Raw genomic sequence first — 18,770 nt, forward strand, 5'->3', positions numbered from 1 at the left:
TGACGATCCGTCAGATCCAGTCGTACCGTCCGGTCATGTCCCTCACCGCGTACGACCTCACGGGCCGCTCCGCGTTCGTCACCGGCGCGGCAGGCGGCATCGGCCGAGCCTGCGCCATGCTGCTCGCGGCCGCGGGCGCCACCGTGCACTGCGCCGACCTGGACGAGAAGGGCCTGCTGGAAACCCGGGAGCTGATCACCGAGGCGGGTGGCGCATCCCACATCCACGGCCTCGATGTCACCGACCACAGTCGGGTCGAGGCCGCGGTGGCCGCCGCCGGCGACCTCGACATCCTGGCCGCCGTCGCCGGAATCATGCATTCGAGCAGCGTCCTGGAGACCACGGACGAGGATCTCGACCGCGTTCTCGCGGTCAATTTCAAGGGCGTGCTGTACGCCTGTCAGGAAGTGGCCCGCAGCATGATCGCGCGCGGCGCCCCCGGCTCACTGATCACCATGGCCTCGGGAGCGGTCGACTCCGCCGGCCCGGGACTGCTCTGCTACAGCGCGGCCAAGGCCGCGGTCGTCCAGCTGACGAAGACGCTGGCGACCGAACTGGGGCCGCACGCCATCCGCGTCAACGCCGTCGCCCCGGGCTGGATCCGCACACCCATGACCGCCCGCCACGACGCGGACCGGCAGCACCGGGTGGAGGCGACGATGGCGCGGATCTCCCCGCTCGGGCGAGTGGGCGAACCCGAGGACGTGGCCCACACCGTGCTCCATCTCGCCTCCGACGCGTCGGCCTTCATGACCGGCCAGATCCTCCGCCCGAACGGCGGCGTAGCCATGCCCTGGTAGCCCGCCACCCCCGCTCCACCCACCGGGCTCCGACATCGAACCAGCGGACCGCCCACCGGGCTCCGACATCGAACTGGCGGCCCGCCCACCGGGCTCCGGCATCGAACCGGCGGCCCGCCCACCGCTCCCCGACAGCCGACCACCGGGCCGCGCCCGCTCGCACACCCCATCCGCCCGTCTTCGCACCGCGACCGCCCGCCCCCGCCGACCCGGCGGTCGCCGCCACATGGACGGGCAGCAGGCTCAGCCCCCATCCACCCGCCGCCACCGCGCCCTCGACAAATCCGGCATGAGCCGGCTCCAGCACGAGCCGCAGCACGGCCCACCACCACACCCCGCCGAGAACGAGCGCCGGCACCCATCGCCGTACCATGGCTGCCTCCTCCGGCCGAACCTAGTGCGGCGCGCTCGCCCGGCGGGAGGGCGCATCGGCGCACCACCGGCGCGATGTGCACAGCCGCGGACCATTGCGCGCTCTCGCCCGGAACTCCCGGGCACGACGTGCCGGACCGTGACCCCGCTCCGGCCGGAGGCTCTCCGGCGCGGGACCGGAGTGCGCGATCACGACGCGATCCCACCGGCCGACGTTCCGCTCTTCGCAGTCTCGCCCGGCTGGGCTCGGGCCGCATCCAGAACGGACGGTACCGCGGCACCACCGAGCCCCCACCGTTTCGGGTGGGGGCTCGGTGTACGCGGTCAGCGCTCGTCGTCGGGGCGCAGAGAGTCCTTCATGCCCTCCGCGCGCTCCTGGGCGCCGCTCATGGTGCCCTTGGCCCGGCCCTTGGCCTGGTCCATCTTGCCCTCGGCCTCCTTGCGCCGGTCGCCGGTCATCTTGCCCATGGCTTCCTTGGCCTTGCCCTTGATCTTGTCCTTGGCGCCTTCGTCAACCACTGTGACTCCTTCGGGTAGGGGAACAACTCTCCCGTTCGGCACCACCCACCATGGCACAAACCGCATAAAACGGTCATTCGAGAACCATCCGAGCCACCGCCCGAGCAGGCCGCCTCAACCCGCCCCTCTGACTGCTGCCCGAGCCCGCCGCCGGAACACCCCGTCCCGTCCACCCCTCCCCCGGCCCATGCAGAAGCCCCGACCGCCCCCTCAAGAGGGACGACCGGGGCTCGGTTTCACACCGGACCACGCGGGTCAGGCGGCGACGACATCCACCGCTTCCGCGGGCGCCTTGATGGTCACCCGTCCCGTCGGCACACCTGCCACCGACGTCACGGAGACGGAATTGAGCATTGGCCGGACCGGTACAGGCACCGCATCACTGGCTGCTGCCGACTCGGCCAGTTCGGCCAGCGACAGCTCATCGCTCACTTCACGCATGAGCTCGGACATCCGTACGTCAAGCGCGTCGCAAATGGCGGAGAGCAGCTCGGAGGATGCCTCCTTCTGCCCCCGCTCCACCTCGGAGAGATAGCCGAGCGAGACTCGGGCGGACGAGGAGACTTCGCGCAGAGTACGGCCTTGGCGCTGGCGCTGCCGACGCAGCACGTCACCAAGCAGGCGACGGAGCAGAATCATCGGTGGCTCCCTCCTCGGACCGCGTAGCCGCATCCTTCACGCCCCACCGTACCGCCTTGCGCCGCGGCCGTGCGGGGAGCGATGTCGTGTTCACTCAGGGCTGCAAACATCAATTCCCCCCGTTCTGTTCCGTATCCTGTGCCCTTGCATTCTTGCCGAGTTCGGCGGAGAGCAGCTCGAGCACGCTCCGTACGCTCTCTCTACGGATGTCCGCCCGTCCGCCGTTCAACCTCAGCTCGGCCATATTCTCCACGCCGTCCGGTCCGGCGACCGCGACGTAGACCGTGCCCACGGCCTTGCCGTCCTGCGGTTCGGGACCCGCGACCCCGGTGGTGGCCATGCCCCAGTCCGCCCCGAGAACGCGGCGCACACCGGCTGCCATCTGCCGCGCCACCTCCGGGTCGACCGCACCGCGCTGCGTCAGCAGAACGCCGTCCACACCCAGGACATCCCGCTTCAGGGGCGTCGCGTACGCCGTCACGGAGCCCCGGAAGGACTGCGAGGCACCCGGCACGGAAGTCAGCTCCGCCGCGACCAGACCGCCGGTCAGCGACTCGGCGACGGCAAGGGTCTCCCTCCGCTCCACGAGCAGCTCCAGCACCCTGGCCGCGGCGGTCACCGCTCGGCCTCCGCCGAATCACGGCTTCCCGTGGTGCCCGGGACCGGTCCTGTGCCCCTTGCGGCGGCCCGTTCGGCCGCGAGCCCCTTGCGACGCAGTACGACGGCCTGACGCACATAGTCGAGCCCGGTGACGACCGTCAGCACGACGGCCACCGCCATCACCCAGAAGCGCAGGGTGGCCAGCGGACCGGTCAGCGCCAGGACGTACATCCCGACGGCCGTACCCTGCGCCAGAGTCTTCATCTTCCCGCCACGACTGGCCGGAATCACCGCATGCCGTATCACCCAGAAGCGCATCAGCGTGATGCCGATCTCGCGGAAGAGGATCACGCCCGTGACCCACCAGGGCAGATCGCCGAGATACGAGAGACAGATCAGCGCCGCGCCCATGATCGCCTTGTCCGCGATCGGGTCGGCGATCTTCCCGAAGTCGGTGACCAGGTCGTAGGTGCGCGCCAGATGACCGTCGAACAGATCGGTGATCATGGCGACGGCGAAGGCCGCCCAGGCGAACGACCGCCAGACCGGGTCGTACCCGCCGTTGTGCAGCAGCAGCAGCACGAAGCCGGGCACCAGCACCAGCCGCAGCATGGTGAGCAGATTGGCGATGTTCCACAGGCTGGCCTGATTGACGGCCGCAGTGCCCAGCTTGCCGCCGCGGACCGGCTTCGCGCCGGAGCCGCCTGCCGCGGATGCCGGGACTCCCGTCATCTGGCCGCCTCCACGAGTTCGGAACACTCGGCCACCAGATCCACTCCTTCGGTGCCCACGACCTTTGCCTCGACCATAAGGCCGGGTACGAGGCCCTCGCGTGTGGTGAACAGCACCTGGCCGTCCGTTTCGGGTGCCTGGTGCGCCGCACGCCCCACCGCGCCGTCCTCGTCGTCCACGGACTCGACGAGCACCTGGAGCGACTCGCCCAGGCGCTCCTCGGCACGCTGCGAGGTCAGCTCCTCGGCCAGCTGCGAGATGTGCGCGAGCCGCTCGGCGATGACGTCGGCGTCCAGCTTGTTCTCGTAGCCGACGGCCTCGGTGCCCTCCTCGTCGGAGTAGCCGAAGACGCCGATGGCGTCGAGCCGGGCGCCGGTGAGGAAGCGTTCCAGCTCCGCGAGGTCGGCCTCGGTCTCACCGGGGAAGCCCACGATGAAGTTGGAGCGGGCACCGGCCTGCGGCGCCTTGCTGCGGATGGTGTCCAGCAGCTCCAGGAAGCGGTCGGTGTCGCCGAAGCGGCGCATTGCCCGCAGCACGCCGGGTGCCGAGTGCTGGAAGGACAGGTCGAAGTACGGCGCGACCTTCGGCGTCGAGGTCAGTACGTCGATGAGGCCGGGCCGCATTTCGGCCGGCTGGAGGTAGCTGACCCGGATCCGCTCGATGCCCTCGACGTCGGCGAGCTCCGGCAGCAGCGTCTCCAGCAGCCGGATGTCGCCCAGGTCCTTGCCGTACGAGGTGTTGTTCTCGGAGACCAGCATGACCTCCTTGACGCCCTGCTCGGCCAGCCAGCGGGTCTCCTGCAGCACGTCCGAGGGGCGCCGCGAGATGAAGGATCCGCGGAAGGACGGGATGGCGCAGAAGGAACAGCGGCGGTCGCAGCCGGAGGCGAGCTTCACCGAGGCGACGGGGCTGGTGCCCAGCCGCCGGCGCAGCGGCGCCCGCGGCCCGGAGACCGGGGCGACACCGTCGGGGAGGTCCTCGGGCGCGGGGGCCGGCTCGGCCTCCTGGGCGTGCCCCGGCAGGGAAACGGCCGCGTCCTGCCGCTCGGCCGGGCTGATCGGCAGCAGCTTGCGCCGGTCGCGCGGGGTGTGGGAGGCGTGGATGCCGCCGTTGAGGATGGTCTGGAGGCGGTCGGAGATATCGGCGTAGTCGTCGAAGCCGAGGACACCGTCCGCCTCGGGCAGGGCCTCGGCGAGGTCCTTGCCGTAGCGCTCGGCCATGCAGCCGACGGCGACCACGGCCTGGGTCCGGCCGTGGTCCTTCAGGTCATTGGCTTCGAGCAGGGCGTCGACGGAGTCCTTCTTGGCGGCCTCGACGAATCCACAGGTGTTGACGACGGCGACATCCGCGTCGGAGGCGTCCTGGACGAGCTCCCAGCCGTCCGCTGCCAAGCGGCCTGCGAGCTCCTCCGAGTCCACCTCGTTACGGGCGCAGCCAAGAGTGACAAGGGCGACGGTACGGCGTTCGGGCATGGGCTCAAGACTACTTTGTCCCGGCACTCGCCCTGCCGCGCAGGGTTCCACCGTTACACCGAGTAACAAATGGGGCGAGCGCCCGGCGGAGTTGCCGGGCGCTCGCCATGTCGTCGATGCCGCCTGGGCAGACGGTGCGTGTATGGATCAGCCGACCGCCGGGTCGCCCTTCGTGTACGAGAGCCGCTCGACCTGGCCGGGCTGGAACTTGTCCTCGACCTTCTTGCCGTTCACGAAGAGCTCGATTGAGCCGGCGTCCCCGAGGACGAGGTCGACCCGCTCCTGGTCCTGGAAGGTCTTGGTCTGACCCTGCAGCAGCAGACCGTCGAAGAGCAGACGACCGTTGTGGTCCTTGGCGGAGATCCAGCTCTTGCCCTGGTTGGCGTTGAGCCGCACCGTCACCTTGTCCCTGGGCGCCGCGGCGATGGCACTGTCGGAGGGCGCCGGCTTGGGATCGACGGGCTTGACGGGCTTCGGCTTGGGGCTCTTCGTGTTGGGTGCCGAGCCCTCCGCGAGCTGGGTGGCCGTGGGGGTGTCGTCGCCGCCCTTGACGAAGGTGAAGCCGACGAAACCGACGACGGCGACGATCGCCGCGACCATGGCCGCCGTCCAGTTGGGCCGACGGGGTTCGGAACGGATTCTCTCGGCCTCGAACAGTGGTGCCGCGGGCGTGGGCGCGGGACGGCCGCCGTGCTCCGCGTCGTACTGCGAAACCAGCCGTTCCGGATCGAGCCCGACGGCACGCGCCAACGTACGGATATGGCCGCGCGCGTACACGTCGCCGCCGCAGCGGGAGAAATCGTCCTCTTCGATCGCGTGCACGATAGGGATGCGCACCCGGGTGGACGAACTGATCTCTTCGACCGTGAGACCTGCGGCGATGCGAGCCTGCTGGAGCGCTCGACCGATCGAAGGCCGGTCGTCTTCGGGGGAGTTGCCGATGGACACGGGGGCGCCTTTCGAGCGTGAGCCACCTGCTGGGTGTTCAGTCTAGGGGGGGTACGAAAGGGTGGGGCAACCGGGAGGAAGGACTTTGCCCTCCATCGGACTCGAACGCCGTCCGATTCCCCGGACCGTCCCGGGAAGGACAATTCTGCCGCCCCTCCCTCCAAGTTGACGTACGACCCGGCCAAACGGTTGCCCGTACTTCACCTACGGAGCGGATTCCCCACGGATCAGTGCCAACACCTCGTCCAACTCCTCGGGTTTCACCATGACGTCGCGGGCCTTGGATCCCTCGCTGGGCCCGACGATGTTCCTCGACTCCATCAGGTCCATCAGCCGGCCGGCCTTGGCGAAGCCGACCCTGAGCTTGCGCTGAAGCATCGAGGTGGACCCGAACTGGGTGGAGACGACCAGTTCGGCGGCCTGGCAGAGCAGATCCAGGTCGTCGCCGATGTCCTCGTCGATCTCCTTCTTCTTGGCGGTGCCGACCACCACGTCCTCGCGGAAGACCGGCGCCATCTGATCCTTGCAGTGCTGGACGACGGCCGCGACCTCGTCCTCGGTGACGAAGGCGCCCTGCATACGGGTGGGCTTGTTCGCCCCCATCGGCAGGAACAGACCGTCACCCTTTCCGATGAGCTTCTCGGCGCCGGGCTGGTCGAGGATGACCCGGCTGTCGGCCAGCGACGAGGTCGCGAAGGCGAGCCGGGAGGGCACGTTCGCCTTGATCAGACCGGTGACGACATCGACCGAGGGCCGCTGGGTCGCGAGCACCAGGTGAATACCGGCGGCACGGGCCAGCTGGGTGATCCGGACGATGGCGTCCTCCACATCGCGCGGAGCGACCATCATCAGGTCGGCGAGCTCGTCGACGATCACCAGCAGATACGGGTAGGGCGAGAGCTCGCGCTCGCTGCCCTCCGGCGGCTTGACCTTGCCGTTGCGGACGGCCTGGTTGAAGTCGTCGATGTGCCGGTACCCGAACGCGGCGAGGTCGTCGTACCGCAGGTCCATCTCCCGTACGACCCACTGGAGTGCCTCGGCGGCGCGCTTCGGGTTGGTGATGATCGGCGTGATCAGGTGCGGGATGCCCTCGTACGCGGTCAGCTCGACGCGCTTCGGGTCGACCAGCACCATCCGGACGTCGTCCGGGGTCGCCCGCACCATGACCGAGGTGATCAGGCAGTTGATGCACGACGACTTGCCGGAACCGGTCGCACCGGCCACCAGCACGTGCGGCATCTTCGCCAGGTTGGCCATCACGTAGCCGCCCTCGACGTCCTTGCCGAGCGCGACCAGCATCGGGTGGTCGTCCTCGGCGGCGTCCGCGAGGCGCAGCACGTCGCCGAGGTTGACCATCTCGCGGTCGGTGTTGGGGATCTCGATGCCGACGGCGGACTTGCCCGGGATCGGGGAGATGATCCGGACGTCGGGACTGGCGACGGCGTAGGCGATGTTCTTGGCGAGCGCGGTGATCCGCTCGACCTTCACCGCAGGGCCGAGCTCGACCTCGTACCGCGTGACCGTCGGTCCGCGGGTGAAGCCGGTGACGGCGGCGTCCACCTTGAATTCGGTGAAGACGTTCGTCAGCGCGGCGACGATCGCGTCGTTGGCCGCGCTACGGGTCTTGCCGGGGCCACCGCGCTCCAGCAGGTCGAGCGAGGGCAGCGAGTAGGTGATGTCGCCGGAGAGCTGGAGCTGTTCGGCGCGGGCCGGCAGCGGCTGGGACTGCGAGTCGGGCACGGGCTTCGTCAGATCGGGTACGCCGCCCGAGGGTGCGGGCCGCTTCCCTGCTCCGGAGGAGGCTTCGCCCTCCCGGGCGCCGGGGACCGGCGTGCCCGGACGCTCGCGCTCGGCGGAGACGCCCTGGGTGAGGTCGGCGACGACCGGCGAGGGCGGCATGCCGTTGAGCACGGCTCCGTCGAGGGCTGCGGCCGCGGCGGCCGCCACGTCCACCGCGTCCATGGTGCGGTTCATCGCGGGCTGCACGGAAGGCCTGCGCGGCCTGCGGCGCTTGGAGAGCGCATCGACCTCGGCCTGCTCGGGGTCGTACTCGGCGGGCGCTTCGGAACGGCGTGCCGGGGAGCGGCGGGAGCCGGCGGGAAGCTGCTCGCGCCACTGCTCGTCGTAGCGCTCGTCGTCGTTCTCCTCGTCCGCCTCGGGGTCGTACTCCGGGTGGAGAAGGCCCAGCTTGGTGCCGAGCAGCCGCAGCCGTTGCGGGATGGCGTTCACCGGGGTGGCGGTGACGACCAGCAGCCCGAAGACGGTGAGCAGCAACAGCAGCGGTACGGCGAGGACCTCGCCCATGGTGTAGATCAACGGCTTGGAGGCCGCCCAGCCGATGAGCCCGCCCGCGTTCTGCATCGCCGTGGTGCCGTCCCCCCGGCCGGGCGATCCGCACGCGATGTGGACCTGCCCGAGCACCCCGACGACGAGGGCGGAGAGCCCGATGACGATGCGGCCGTTGGCCTCGGGCTTCTCCGGGTAGCGGATCAGCCGTACGGCGATGGCGCCGAGCAGTATCGGTACGAGCAGATCGAGCCGCCCGAAGGCCCCGGTGACGAGCATCTCCACCAGGTCGCCGACGGGTCCGCGCAGATTCGACCAGGTGCCCGCGGCGACGACCAGCGCGAGCCCGAGCAGCAGCAGCGCGACGCCGTCCTTGCGGTGTGCGGGGTCGAGCCCCTTGGCACCACGCCCTACGCCGCGGAACATCGCTCCGACGGCGTGGGCCGCACCGAGCCAGACGGCGCGCGCCAGGCGGTACACACCGCCGGTGGGCGACGGGGCGGGTTGGGGCGGGGCCGCCTTCTTCGCCGCCGCCTTCTTGGCGGGGGCCTTCTTCTTGGCGGCGGTCTTCTTCGCGGCGGTCTTCTTCGCGGGCGCGGCTTTCTTGACCGGCCCCGCGGTACGGCCGACGCGCTTCGCGGTGCCCGCCGTGCCCTGGGAACCCTTGCCGGACGTACGTGAGGCCATGGTGCTGAGGTTACCGGTGTCGACGGCCGTGAACACGTGCGACTGCCGCTTCACCCGACCGTGTCGCTGCACAGGGGCCGCAAACTGACGCGACCTCACCGCCGAACGCCCTGCTCCCGGGCCGTCGAGCGCCGGAACGGAAGGGGCAGTTGGGCCGGCGCTCAGGACAACCGCCCGCCCCCGGCCGGAAGTCGAGCCGCCGGACCGCCGCGACCCCGGCCCTTCCCGCGCTGCGGAGTCGCGACGGTGCGGCTGCGGCGTTACGAGGGCAGGGCGGCGCCGCTTCCGGTGCCGGGCTCCAGGGCGTCGAGCGCCCGGCGCAGCCCGGTGAGCTTGCGCTCCAGATGGGCCGCGGTGGCCACCGCCGCGGCATCCGCCGACTCGTCGTCGAGCTGCTTGGAGAGCGCCTCGGCCTGCTCCTCGACGGCCGCGAGCCGCGCCGAGAGCTCGGCCAGCAGCCCCGCCGGCTCGTTCTCGTGGTCCGCGCCGCTGCCGTCGCCCTCGAGCTGGAGCCGCAACAGCGCCGCCTGCTCGCGCAGCTTGCAGTTCTTCATGTACAGCTCGACGAAGACCGAGACCTTGGCCCGCAGCACCCACGGGTCGAACGGCTTCGAGATGTAGTCCACCGCGCCCGCCGCATAACCCCGGAAGGTGTGATGCGGACCATGATTGATCGCGGTGAGGAAGATGATCGGGATGTCCCGGGTCCGTTCCCGCCGCTTGATGTGCGCGGCGGTTTCGAAACCGTCCATGCCCGGCATCTGGACGTCCAGCAGAATGACCGCAAAGTCGTCCGTGAGCAGCGCTTTGAGCGCTTCCTCCCCTGACGATGCCCGTACCAGTGTCTGATCGAGCGCAGAGAGGATGGCCTCCAGCGCCAGCAGATTCTCCGGCCGGTCATCGACCAGGAGGATCTTGGCCTTCTGCACCATGGCCCGTCCTCCTCGCCCCGGAATTGCACCGGGCGCCGCCCCAGGGGACGACTCCCTTACGCCGTCCGTCCTTGTGCCGGTCATGGTAGCCGCACCCCGCCCGTCGCCACACCCTGTCACCGCGATGTCACTGTGCACACAGCAGAAACGCGGTGGGGGACCAGAAGGTTCCCCGTACAGCGCCCTCTCACACCCCTGCGGGCACAGCCGATCAGCAACTCATCGCGATTCGCTCAGCTAATGATCACTCTCCGCGCATCCACTGCTCCATTACGGAAAGAAGATGATCAGGGTCGACAGGCTTGGTGACATAGTCGGAAGCGCCGGATTCGATCGCCTTCTCCCGGTCACCCTTCATCGCCTTCGCGGTCAACGCGACGATCGGCAGCCCGGCGAACTGCGGCATCCTGCGGATCGCCGTCGTCGTGGCATAGCCGTCCATCTCCGGCATCATGATGTCCATCAGTACGACCGTCACATCGTCGTGCTGTTCCAGGACTTCGATGCCCACGCGCCCGTTCTCCGCGTACAGCACCGAGAGGCCGTGCTGCTCCAGCACGCTGGTGAGCGCGAAGACGTTACGGATGTCGTCGTCGACGATGAGCACCTTCTCGCCACGGAACCGGAACGTCCTGCGTGCCGCCGACTCCTCCTGCCCGGCGAGCGTCCACGGCTCCTGCGGAGCCGCTGGAGCGGTACTCCGGGGCGGCAGCGCGGGCCGCCGCTCCGCGCTCTCCAGGCTCTTGCGGCGCCGCCGCATCAGGCCGGCCGCACCGGCCGAACCCGGTGCCGTGGCCGCCGGGTCGGCACCCGGACCGGCCTCCGGCAGCAGCCCTTGCTCGACCGCGGCGCCATGTGCCTCGATGGAACCGGGGCCGATCTGCGGGTATCCCTGCGGCGGCAACTCGCTCGGGTGCAACGGCAGATACAGCGTGAACGTCGAGCCTCGGCCCGGCTCGCTGGCCGCGTGGATCTCGCCGCCCAGCAGCCGGGCGATCTCCCGGCTGATGGACAGCCCGAGCCCCGTGCCGCCGTACTTGCGACTGGTCGTACCGTCCGCCTGCTTGAACGCCTCGAAGATCACCAGCATCTTGCTGGAGGCGATCCCGATACCGGTGTCGGTGACCGAGAACGCGATCAGGGCGGCGTCCGCGTCGCGCAGTGAGCCGGCCTCCAGGAGCTGCTCACGGATGGCATTCGGCACATCCTCGTTGGCGTGCCGGATCACCAGCTCGACCGCCCCGCTGTCGGTGAACTTCACCGCGTTGGAGAGGAGATTGCGCAGCACCTGCAACAGCCGCTGCTCGTCCGTGTGCAGTGTCGCGGGCAATTCCGGCGAGACCCGTACGGAGAAATCGAGTCCCTTCTCCGCGGTGAGCGGGCGGAAAGTGGCCTCCACGTAGTCCACCAGCTGGACCAATGCGATCCGGGTCGGGCTGACGTCCATCTTGCCCGCCTCGACCTTCGTCAGATCGAGAATGTCGTTGATCAGCTGGAGCAGATCGGAACCGGCCCCGTGGATCGTCTCGGCGAACTCCACCTGCTTCGGCGAGAGATTGCCCTCGGCATTGTCCGCGAGCAACTTGGCCAGAATGAGCAGCGAGTTGAGCGGCGTACGCAACTCGTGCGACATGTTCGCCAGGAACTCGGACTTGTAACGCATCGAGACCGCGAGCTGCTCGGCGCGCTCCTCCAGGACCTGCCGGGCCTCTTCGATCTCGGTGTTCTTGACCTCGATGTCGCGGTTCTGCTGGGCCAGCAGTTCGGCCTTCTCCTCCAGTTCGGCGTTGGAGGCCTGGAGCGCCTTCTGCCGGTTCTCCAACTCCTGTGAACGGTCCCGCAATTGCTCGGCCAGCTCCTGCGACTGTTCCAGGAGCTTCTCGGTCTTCGTGTTGACGCTGATGGTGTTGACGCTCGTCGCGATCATTTCGGCGAGCTGGTTGAGGAAGTCCCGCTGGATGTGGGTGAACGGCTGGAACGACGCCAGCTCGATCACACCGAGCACCTTCCCCTCGAAAAGCACCGGCAGCACGATCACATGCGCGGGCGGCGCCTCCCCGAGCCCGGAGGAGATCTTCAGATACCCCGGCGGAACGTTGTCCACCTGAATGGTCCGCTTCTCCTCGGCGGCCGTGCCGATGAGCGTCTCGCCCGGCCGGAAGGACGTCGGCATCGAGCCCGCCGAGTATCCGTAACTGCCCCTCATGCAGAGTTCGTACGAACCGTCCTTGTCGCTGTCCGGGCCCACCGCGCCGGTGTCGCCGGTCGGCATGGCCAGGAAGAACGCGCCGTGCTGCGCGGATACGACCGGAGTCAGCTCGCTCATGATCAGCGAGGCCACGTCGTCCAGATCGCGACGCCCCTGCATCAGACCGGAGATCCGGGCGAGGTTGCCCTTGAGCCAGTCCTGTTCCTTGTTGGTCGCCGTGGTGTCGCGCAGGTTGGCGATCATGGTGTTGATGTTGTCCTGCAAGGCCTGGATCTCACCGGCCGAGTCCACATCGATCTTCAGATTGAGATCGCCGCGGGTCACCGCGGTGGCGACGGCCGCGATGGCCCGCACCTGACGGGTGAGGTTTCCGGCCATCTCGTTCACCGACTCGGTGAGGTCGCGCCAGGTGCCGTCGACGTCCCGGACCCGGGCCTGGCCGCCCAGCTGCCCCTCCGTGCCCACCTCGCGGGCCACCCGGGTCACCTGCTCGGCGAAGGAGGACAGCTGGTCGACCATCGTGTTGATCGTGTTCTTCAGCTGCTGGATCTCACCACGCGCGTCGATGTCGATCTTCTTGGTGAGGTCGCCCTTGGCGATGGCGGTGGTGACCGCGGCGATCTGCCGCACCTGACCGGTCAGATTGGACGCCATCGAGTTCACCGACTCGGTGAGGTCCTTCCACGTACCGGACACCCCGGGCACCCGCGCCTGGCCGCCCAGCTCGCCTTCCGTACCCACCTCGCGGGCGACGCGCGTCACCTCGTCGGCGAACGAGGAAAGCGTCGTCACCATCGTGTTGACGGTGTCCGCGAGCTCGGCGACCTCGCCGCGCGCCTCGACGGTGACCTTCTTGCGCAGATCGCCGTTGGCGACCGCCGAGGAGACCCGGGAGATGTTCCGCACCTGACTCGTCAGGTTGTTGGCCATCAGGTTGACGTTGTCACTGAGGTCCTTCCAGATACCCGTCGCACCCGGCACCCGGGCCTGACCGCCGAGGATGCCCTCGGTACCCACCTCGCGGGCGACCCGCGTCACCTCGTCGGCGAAGTTGAGCAACTGGTCGACCATCGTGTTGACGGTCGTGACCAGTTCGAGGATCTCGCCTCTGGCATCGACGGTGATCTTCTTGGAGAGGTCGCCGTTGGCGACCGCGGTGGTGACCTCGGCGATGTTGCGGACCTGCATGGTCAGGTTGTTCGCCATGCCGTTGACGGACTGGGTGAGGTCCTTCCACGTACCGGACACCCCCTGCACCTCGGCCTGGCCGCCGAGGATGCCCTCCGTACCCACCTCGCGGGCGACCCTGGTCACCTGCTCGGCGAAGTTCGAGAGCTGGTCGACCATCGTGTTGATGGTGTTCTTCAGCTCCAGGATCTCCCCGCGCGCGTCCACGTCGATCTTCTGCGACAGGTCACCACGCGCCACCGCCGTGGCGACCTGCGCGATGTTACGGACCTGAGCGGTGAGGTTGCCCGCCATGCCGTTCACCGAATCGGTCAGATCACGCCACACCCCGGCCACGCCGGGCACCTGCGCCTGCCCGCCGAGCCGCCCGTCGGTGCCGACCTCGCGGGCGACCCGGGTCACCTGCTCCGCGAAGGCGGAGAGCTGGTCGACCATCGTGTTGATGGTGTTCTTCAGCTCCAGGATCTCGCCACGCGCGTCCACGTCGATCTTCTGCGACAGGTCACCACGCGCCACCGCCGTGGTCACCTGGGCGATCTGGCGCACCTGCGAAGTCAGGTTCCCGGCCATGAAGTTGACGGAGTCGGTGAGCTCCTTCCAGGTGCCGGAAACGCCGTCCACCCGGGCCTGGCCGCCGAGGCGGCCCTCGGTACCCACGTCACGCGCCATCCGCGTCACCTGGTCGGCGAAGTTCGAGAGCTGCGCCACCATCGTGTTGACGGTGTTCTTCAGCTCCAGCATCTCGCCCGCGACATCCACGGTGACCTTCTGCGACAGGTCGCCGTTGGCCACCGCGGTCGTCACCTGCGCGATGTCGCGCACCTGCCCCGTGAGGTTGCGGAACGCCGCGTTCACCGAGTCGGTGAGGTCCTTCCAGGTCCCCGCCGCACCCGGCACCTCGGCCTGACCGCCGAGCCGGCCCTCGAGGCCGACCTCCCGGGCCACCCGGGTCACTTCCGAACCGAAGGCCTGGAGCTGGTCCACCATCGTGTTGACGGTGTTCTTCAGCTCCAGCATCTCTCCGGCCACGTCCACGGTGACTTTCTGCGTCATGTCACCGTTGGCCACCGCCGTGGTCACCTGCGCGATGTCGCGCACCTGGGTCGTCAGGTTCCTGAAGACCGTGTTCACCGAGTCGGTGAGGTCCTTCCAGGTCCCTGCCGCACCCGGCACCTTCGCCTGACCGCCGAGCAGACCCTCGCCACCGACCTCGCTGGCCACCCGGGTCACTTCGTCCGCGAAGAGCCGCAGCGTGTCGGTCATCTGGTTGATCGTCTCGGCCAGTTGCGCGACCTCGCCGCGGGCGCTCACCGTGACCTTCTGGGACAGGTCTCCATTGGCGACGGCCGTGGTCACCTCGGCGATCCCGCGCACCTGGGACGTGAGGTTCCCGGCCATCGTGTTGACGGAGTCGGTGAGGTCCTTCCACACCCCGGCCACGCCCGGCACGGTCGCCTGGCCGCCGAGCTCGCCCTCCGTACCCACCTCACGGGCGACCCGGGTCACCTCGGAGGAGAACGACGACAGCTGGTCGACCATCGTATTGACGGTGTTCTTCAGCTGGAGCATCTCGCCGGCCACATGGACGGTGACCTTCCGCGACAGATCCCCCTTGGCGACCGCCGTCGTCACCAGGGCGATGTCGCGCACCTGCGCGGTCAGCCGGTACGCCATGGTGTTCACGGAGTCCGTGAGGTCCTTCCACGACCCGGACATCCCGCGCACCTGGGCCTGACCGCCCAGTTTGCCCTCGGTACCCACCTCGACCGCGACCCGCGTCACCTGCTCGGTGAACGCCGACAGCTGGTCGACGAGGCTGTTGACCGTACGGGCGACCTTCAGGAACTCGCCGCGCAGCGGCCGTACCGTCTCGTCGGACGTGTGCGACCGCAGTTCCATCCGCTGTTCGAGATCACCGTCGGCCACCGCCGACAGCACCCGCCCGACCTCCGAGACCGGGCGTGCCAGATCGTCGACCAGCTCGTTCGAGGCGTCGATCGCGGCGGCCCAGGAGCCCTCGCACGCGCCCGTCTCCAGCCGCTCGGTGAGCTTCCCCTCGCGTCCGACCACCCGCCGCACCCGGGCCAGCTCACCGGTGAGATGCAGATTACGGTCGGCGACCTCGTTGAAGACTGCCGCGATCTCCGCCATCACGCCGTCGCCCGAGACGGTCAGACGCCTACGGAAATTCCCGTCGCGCATCGCCACCAGGCCCGCCAACAGTCTGTTGAGCGCCGCCGCGTCGACGTCGATGGTTCCATTGCGCTGTTTCTTCACGGACTGTCCGCCTTTTGTGCGCGTGCCTGATCCCCGCGCCGCCACGCCAGACTCCACCGTGTCCCTCCCGCAGGGGTTGACCGTATCGCTCGGGCCTTATCTGGGAGCTTGCCCAGTTCTTCTTTGGCTCACCGCCACAGCCCACCGTCGACGGGTGACCATGGGGACGTCAAATCGTTGAAACGTACCAGGCCCGACACAGCCGGGGTGCAACCTCCAAGGGTTGTCCCACATCCCGCTGTTGAGAAGCCCACACTTGTCCGGTCACGAGTCTGTTCCTGGTCGCTCCTGCCCGAAGTCGCCCCTCGTGTATCCGGCACCGAGACCGAGCGTCTAGCCTGGCAGGCGAATCGAAGCGGCGAGAAACGGGCACAGGACTCGGGGAAGCGACGAGACACCATATGGGGAGTGCTGTGATCACCGCGCGCGCGGCCGCCACCTTCGACCCGGTCGGGCGCTCCGTCGCGACCGCCCGCGCCTTTGTCCGCGACACCCTCCAGGGGTGGGGCTACACGGACGTCGTCGACGACGCGGTCGTCCTCACCAGCGAGCTGGTGACCAATGCCGTGGTCCACGCGGGCACCGCCGCGGACGTGCTGTGCCTGCGTACGGAGGACGGCGTCCGGATCGAGGTCTCCGACCACTATCCGGAGCGTGAGATCCCGCTCCAGAGCACGGGCCCGGACTTCGGCAGCCCGGACCGCGAGAACGGCCGCGGGCTGCTGCTCTGCGCGGCACTCGCCACCCGGTGGGGCGTGGAGTACTCGCCCACCCGCAAACATGTCTGGTTCCAGCTCGATCTTCCCGACCGCCCGGTGGGCATCCGTTCGGCGGGCCCGCTGCTGCCCGTGGGACTGCTCCCCGTCGCCGACGAACGCGTCCGGGTGGCGGTCGTCCAGATCGACAGCGCCGGCTCCATCGCGGCCTGGAACGAGGACTCCTCGTTCCTTTTCGGCCATACCGCGGATCAGGTCACCGGGAAGCAGCTCACCGACTTCACCGCCTGGCCCCAGACTCCCGGCACCAACACGGGCATCGTCGACGCCCTCCAGCTCTCGCGCTGGGAGGGGAGTTACGGAATCCGGGGTGCCGACGGCCGGATCATCCCCGTCTACGCCTCGCACCTGAGGGTCCGCGACACCCACGGCGAGCCCTCGACCGTCTGTCTGCTCGTCCGCGACTACGAACGCGCCGTGCTCCAGTCGCCGGTGCGCACACCGGTGTCCGACACGAACGCCGAGAGCGGCAAGACCGACCCGTTCGAGATCTTCATCGGCTCCCCCGCCCCCGACGACCTCGACGGCCTGCTCCAGCGCACGGTCGAGCGGGCCCGCGACATGCTCGACGCCGACGCAGCCTTTCTGCTGCTGGCGACGGACGACGAAACGGAACTGGAGGTACGGGCCACCACAGGTCTGCCCTCCGCCCGCCAGCGTTTCGCCCGCGTCCCGGTGGAAGCCGGTACCGGACGATACGGATCCGCCCGGATGCCCGCCGTCCACGAAGACCTCGACAATGTTCCGGGCGCCGTACCGCTGCTCGGCGGCACCGGGATGCGTTCCGTCGTCACCGTCCCGCTGAAGGTCGAAGGGCGGCTCACTGGCTCCCTGGGCGTCGCCGCCGAAGCAGCCGGCCGCTACTCGAACGAGGAGGCCCTGCGCCTGCAGTTCGCCGCGGACCGGATCGCGCTGGCGGTCGAGTCGGCCCGCCTGGGCGAGCTGGAACGCCTCCGCCGCGGTTCCCTCTCCTTCCTCGTCGAGGCTTCCGACCTGCTGGCCGGCACCCTCGACCGGGACCAGACCCTGGCGCTGATGGCCCAGATGACGGTCCCCACCCTGGCCACCTGGTGCGCCGTCTACACGATCGCCGACCAGTCGTCCGAGCCGTATCTCTCCTACGTCCTGCACGAGGACGAGGAGCGCATCGACGGCCTCAAGGCCCTGCTCTCCAAGATCGCGCCGCCGGACCCCGTGCCGACCCCCGGCGCCCGTGTCTGGGCCGCCCCGTCCGAGGCCGCCCACCAGGCGGCCCTGCGCAGTTCGATGCGCACTCTCGGCCTCGGTGAGAACGGCAGGCTCGGCGAACCGGGCAGGCTCGGCTCCGGCATCCGTACGACGCTCGCCACCGCGGCCGCCGTCGGCGGGGAGACGGTGGTCCTGCCACTCGTGGCCCGTAACCGCGTCATCGGCATGCTGACGCTCGGCAAGCCCTCCGACGACCATTTCCGCCAGGAGATCCTGGAACTGGCCGAGGACCTCTCCCGCCGCGCCGCACTCGCCCTCGACAACGCCCGCCTCTACTCGGAGCGCATGGCGATCAGCCAGTCCCTGCAGCGCAGCCTGCTGCCGCCGGGGCTGCCCGAGGTCCCCAATGTCGAGATCGAGGTCATCTACCGCGCGGCCGGCGAGGGCAACGAGGTCGGTGGCGACTTCTACGACGTCTTCCCGATCCGTGACGGCGCCTACGGCTTCGCCATCGGCGACGTATGCGGTACGGGCCCGGAGGCCGCGGCCGTCACGGGCCTCGCCCGCCACGCCCTGCGCCTTCTCGCCCGCGAGGGCTTCGGCGGCCCCGCCGTCCTGGAGCGCCTCAACGCCGCCATCCTGGACGAGGGCGCCCGCAGCCGCTTCCTGACCCTCCTGTACGGCGAGCTGTGGCCCCAGGAGGACGGCAGCGCCCTTCTCAAGGTGGTCTGCGCAGGGCACCCGCTGCCGCTGCGCCTGCGTCAGGACGGTTCGGTGGAGGCAGCGGCCGAGCCTCAGCCCCTGCTGGGCGTCATCGAGGAACTCGAGCTGTACGAGCAGACGGTCACCCTCGCCCCGGGCGATGTCCTGCTGTGCGTCACCGATGGCGTCACGGAACGCCGGGAGGGCACCCGCATGCTGGGCGACGACGGTCTGGCGGACGTCCTGGCGACCTGCACCGGTCTCACGGCGGGTGCGGTGGCAGCCCGCATCCTGCGGGCGGTGGAGCGCTTTGCCGCCGAGCCGGCCTCGGACGACATGGCCATCCTCGCCATGCGCGTGCCTGAACCCCACACCGCCTAATACGGCAGCACCGACAAACAGGAAAGGCCCCCGCCGACTGGCGGGGGCCTTTCCTATTCTTC

Annotated in this window: 11 protein-coding genes; 2 read left to right on the plus strand and 9 right to left on the minus strand. The window is 69.3% G+C overall.

What is annotated here, in order from left to right; all coding sequences use genetic code 11:
• Nucleotides 1–35: 35 nt before the first annotated feature.
• The gene (locus OG520_RS10240) at nt 36–800 is read left to right on the plus strand and encodes an SDR family NAD(P)-dependent oxidoreductase (RefSeq protein WP_406012969.1); all 765 of its coding nucleotides are present in this window, start codon (nt 36–38) and stop codon (nt 798–800) included.
• Between the two features lie 696 nt (nt 801–1,496).
• On the opposite strand, the gene OG520_RS10245 is transcribed toward OG520_RS10240, so the two are convergent.
• The 9 genes from OG520_RS10245 to OG520_RS10285 all read right to left on the minus strand — a co-directional run bounded on the left by OG520_RS10245 (nt 1,497) and on the right by OG520_RS10285 (nt 15,661).
• On the minus strand, nt 1,497–1,691 hold the full coding sequence (locus OG520_RS10245) for a CsbD family protein (protein ID WP_389985548.1): 195 nt from the start codon (nt 1,689–1,691) through the stop codon (nt 1,497–1,499).
• Between the two features lie 255 nt (nt 1,692–1,946).
• Nucleotides 1,947–2,330: a helix-turn-helix domain-containing protein gene (locus OG520_RS10250; RefSeq protein WP_399330320.1), complete on the minus strand. Its 384-nt coding sequence runs from the start codon at nt 2,328–2,330 to the stop codon at nt 1,947–1,949.
• A gap of 109 nt (nt 2,331–2,439) precedes the next feature.
• Nucleotides 2,440–2,949, minus strand: coding sequence for a CinA family protein (locus tag OG520_RS10255; protein WP_399330318.1), 510 nt, complete (start codon nt 2,947–2,949; stop codon nt 2,440–2,442).
• On the minus strand, nt 2,946–3,662 hold the full coding sequence (pgsA, locus tag OG520_RS10260; RefSeq protein WP_406012970.1) for a CDP-diacylglycerol--glycerol-3-phosphate 3-phosphatidyltransferase: 717 nt from the start codon (nt 3,660–3,662) through the stop codon (nt 2,946–2,948). The genes OG520_RS10255 and pgsA overlap by 4 nt, the downstream gene beginning before the upstream one ends.
• A complete protein-coding gene (gene rimO / locus OG520_RS10265) occupies nt 3,659–5,134 on the minus strand; it encodes a 30S ribosomal protein S12 methylthiotransferase RimO (protein WP_406012971.1) in 1,476 nt (491 codons plus the stop codon). The genes pgsA and rimO overlap by 4 nt, the downstream gene beginning before the upstream one ends.
• 147 nt (nt 5,135–5,281) lie before the next feature.
• Entirely contained in the window at nt 5,282–6,082 is an 801-nt protein-coding gene (locus OG520_RS10270) for a helix-turn-helix domain-containing protein (RefSeq protein ID WP_385542659.1), read from the minus strand.
• Nucleotides 6,083–6,286: 204 nt separating this feature from the next.
• Nucleotides 6,287–9,055, minus strand: a complete 2,769-nt coding sequence (locus tag OG520_RS10275) for a DNA translocase FtsK (RefSeq protein ID WP_406012972.1) — start codon at nt 9,053–9,055, stop codon at nt 6,287–6,289.
• A gap of 260 nt (nt 9,056–9,315) precedes the next feature.
• Nucleotides 9,316–9,987, minus strand: a complete 672-nt coding sequence (locus OG520_RS10280; protein ID WP_399330309.1) for a two-component system response regulator — start codon at nt 9,985–9,987, stop codon at nt 9,316–9,318.
• A gap of 244 nt (nt 9,988–10,231) precedes the next feature.
• Nucleotides 10,232–15,661 carry a HAMP domain-containing protein gene (locus tag OG520_RS10285; RefSeq protein ID WP_406012973.1) on the minus strand — a complete coding sequence of 1,810 codons (5,430 nt, stop codon included), beginning with the start codon at nt 15,659–15,661 and terminating at the stop codon, nt 10,232–10,234.
• Between the two features lie 413 nt (nt 15,662–16,074).
• Here OG520_RS10285 and OG520_RS10290 point away from each other — a divergent pair, with 413 nt between their 5' ends.
• Entirely contained in the window at nt 16,075–18,708 is a 2,634-nt protein-coding gene (locus tag OG520_RS10290; protein ID WP_406012974.1) for a SpoIIE family protein phosphatase, read from the plus strand.
• Nucleotides 18,709–18,770 lie beyond the last annotated feature (62 nt).

The organism is Streptomyces sp. NBC_00984 (assembly GCF_045162475.1).
GTDB lineage: Bacteria > Actinomycetota > Actinomycetes > Streptomycetales > Streptomycetaceae > Streptomyces.

What these genes read in the sequence shown, in the direction of transcription:
- OG520_RS10240 (WP_406012969.1), top strand. Translation starts at nt 36, where the DNA reads ATGTCCCTCACCGCGTACGACCTCACGGGCCGCTCCGCGTTCGTCACC.
- OG520_RS10250 (WP_399330320.1), bottom strand. Translation starts at nt 2,330, where the DNA reads ATGATTCTGCTCCGTCGCCTGCTTGGTGACGTGCTGCGTCGGCAGCGC.
- pgsA (WP_406012970.1), bottom strand. Translation starts at nt 3,662, where the DNA reads ATGACGGGAGTCCCGGCATCCGCGGCAGGCGGCTCCGGCGCGAAGCCG.
- rimO (WP_406012971.1), bottom strand. Translation starts at nt 5,134, where the DNA reads ATGCCCGAACGCCGTACCGTCGCCCTTGTCACTCTTGGCTGCGCCCGT.
- OG520_RS10275 (WP_406012972.1), bottom strand. Translation starts at nt 9,055, where the DNA reads ATGGCCTCACGTACGTCCGGCAAGGGTTCCCAGGGCACGGCGGGCACC.
- OG520_RS10280 (WP_399330309.1), bottom strand. Translation starts at nt 9,987, where the DNA reads ATGGTGCAGAAGGCCAAGATCCTCCTGGTCGATGACCGGCCGGAGAAT.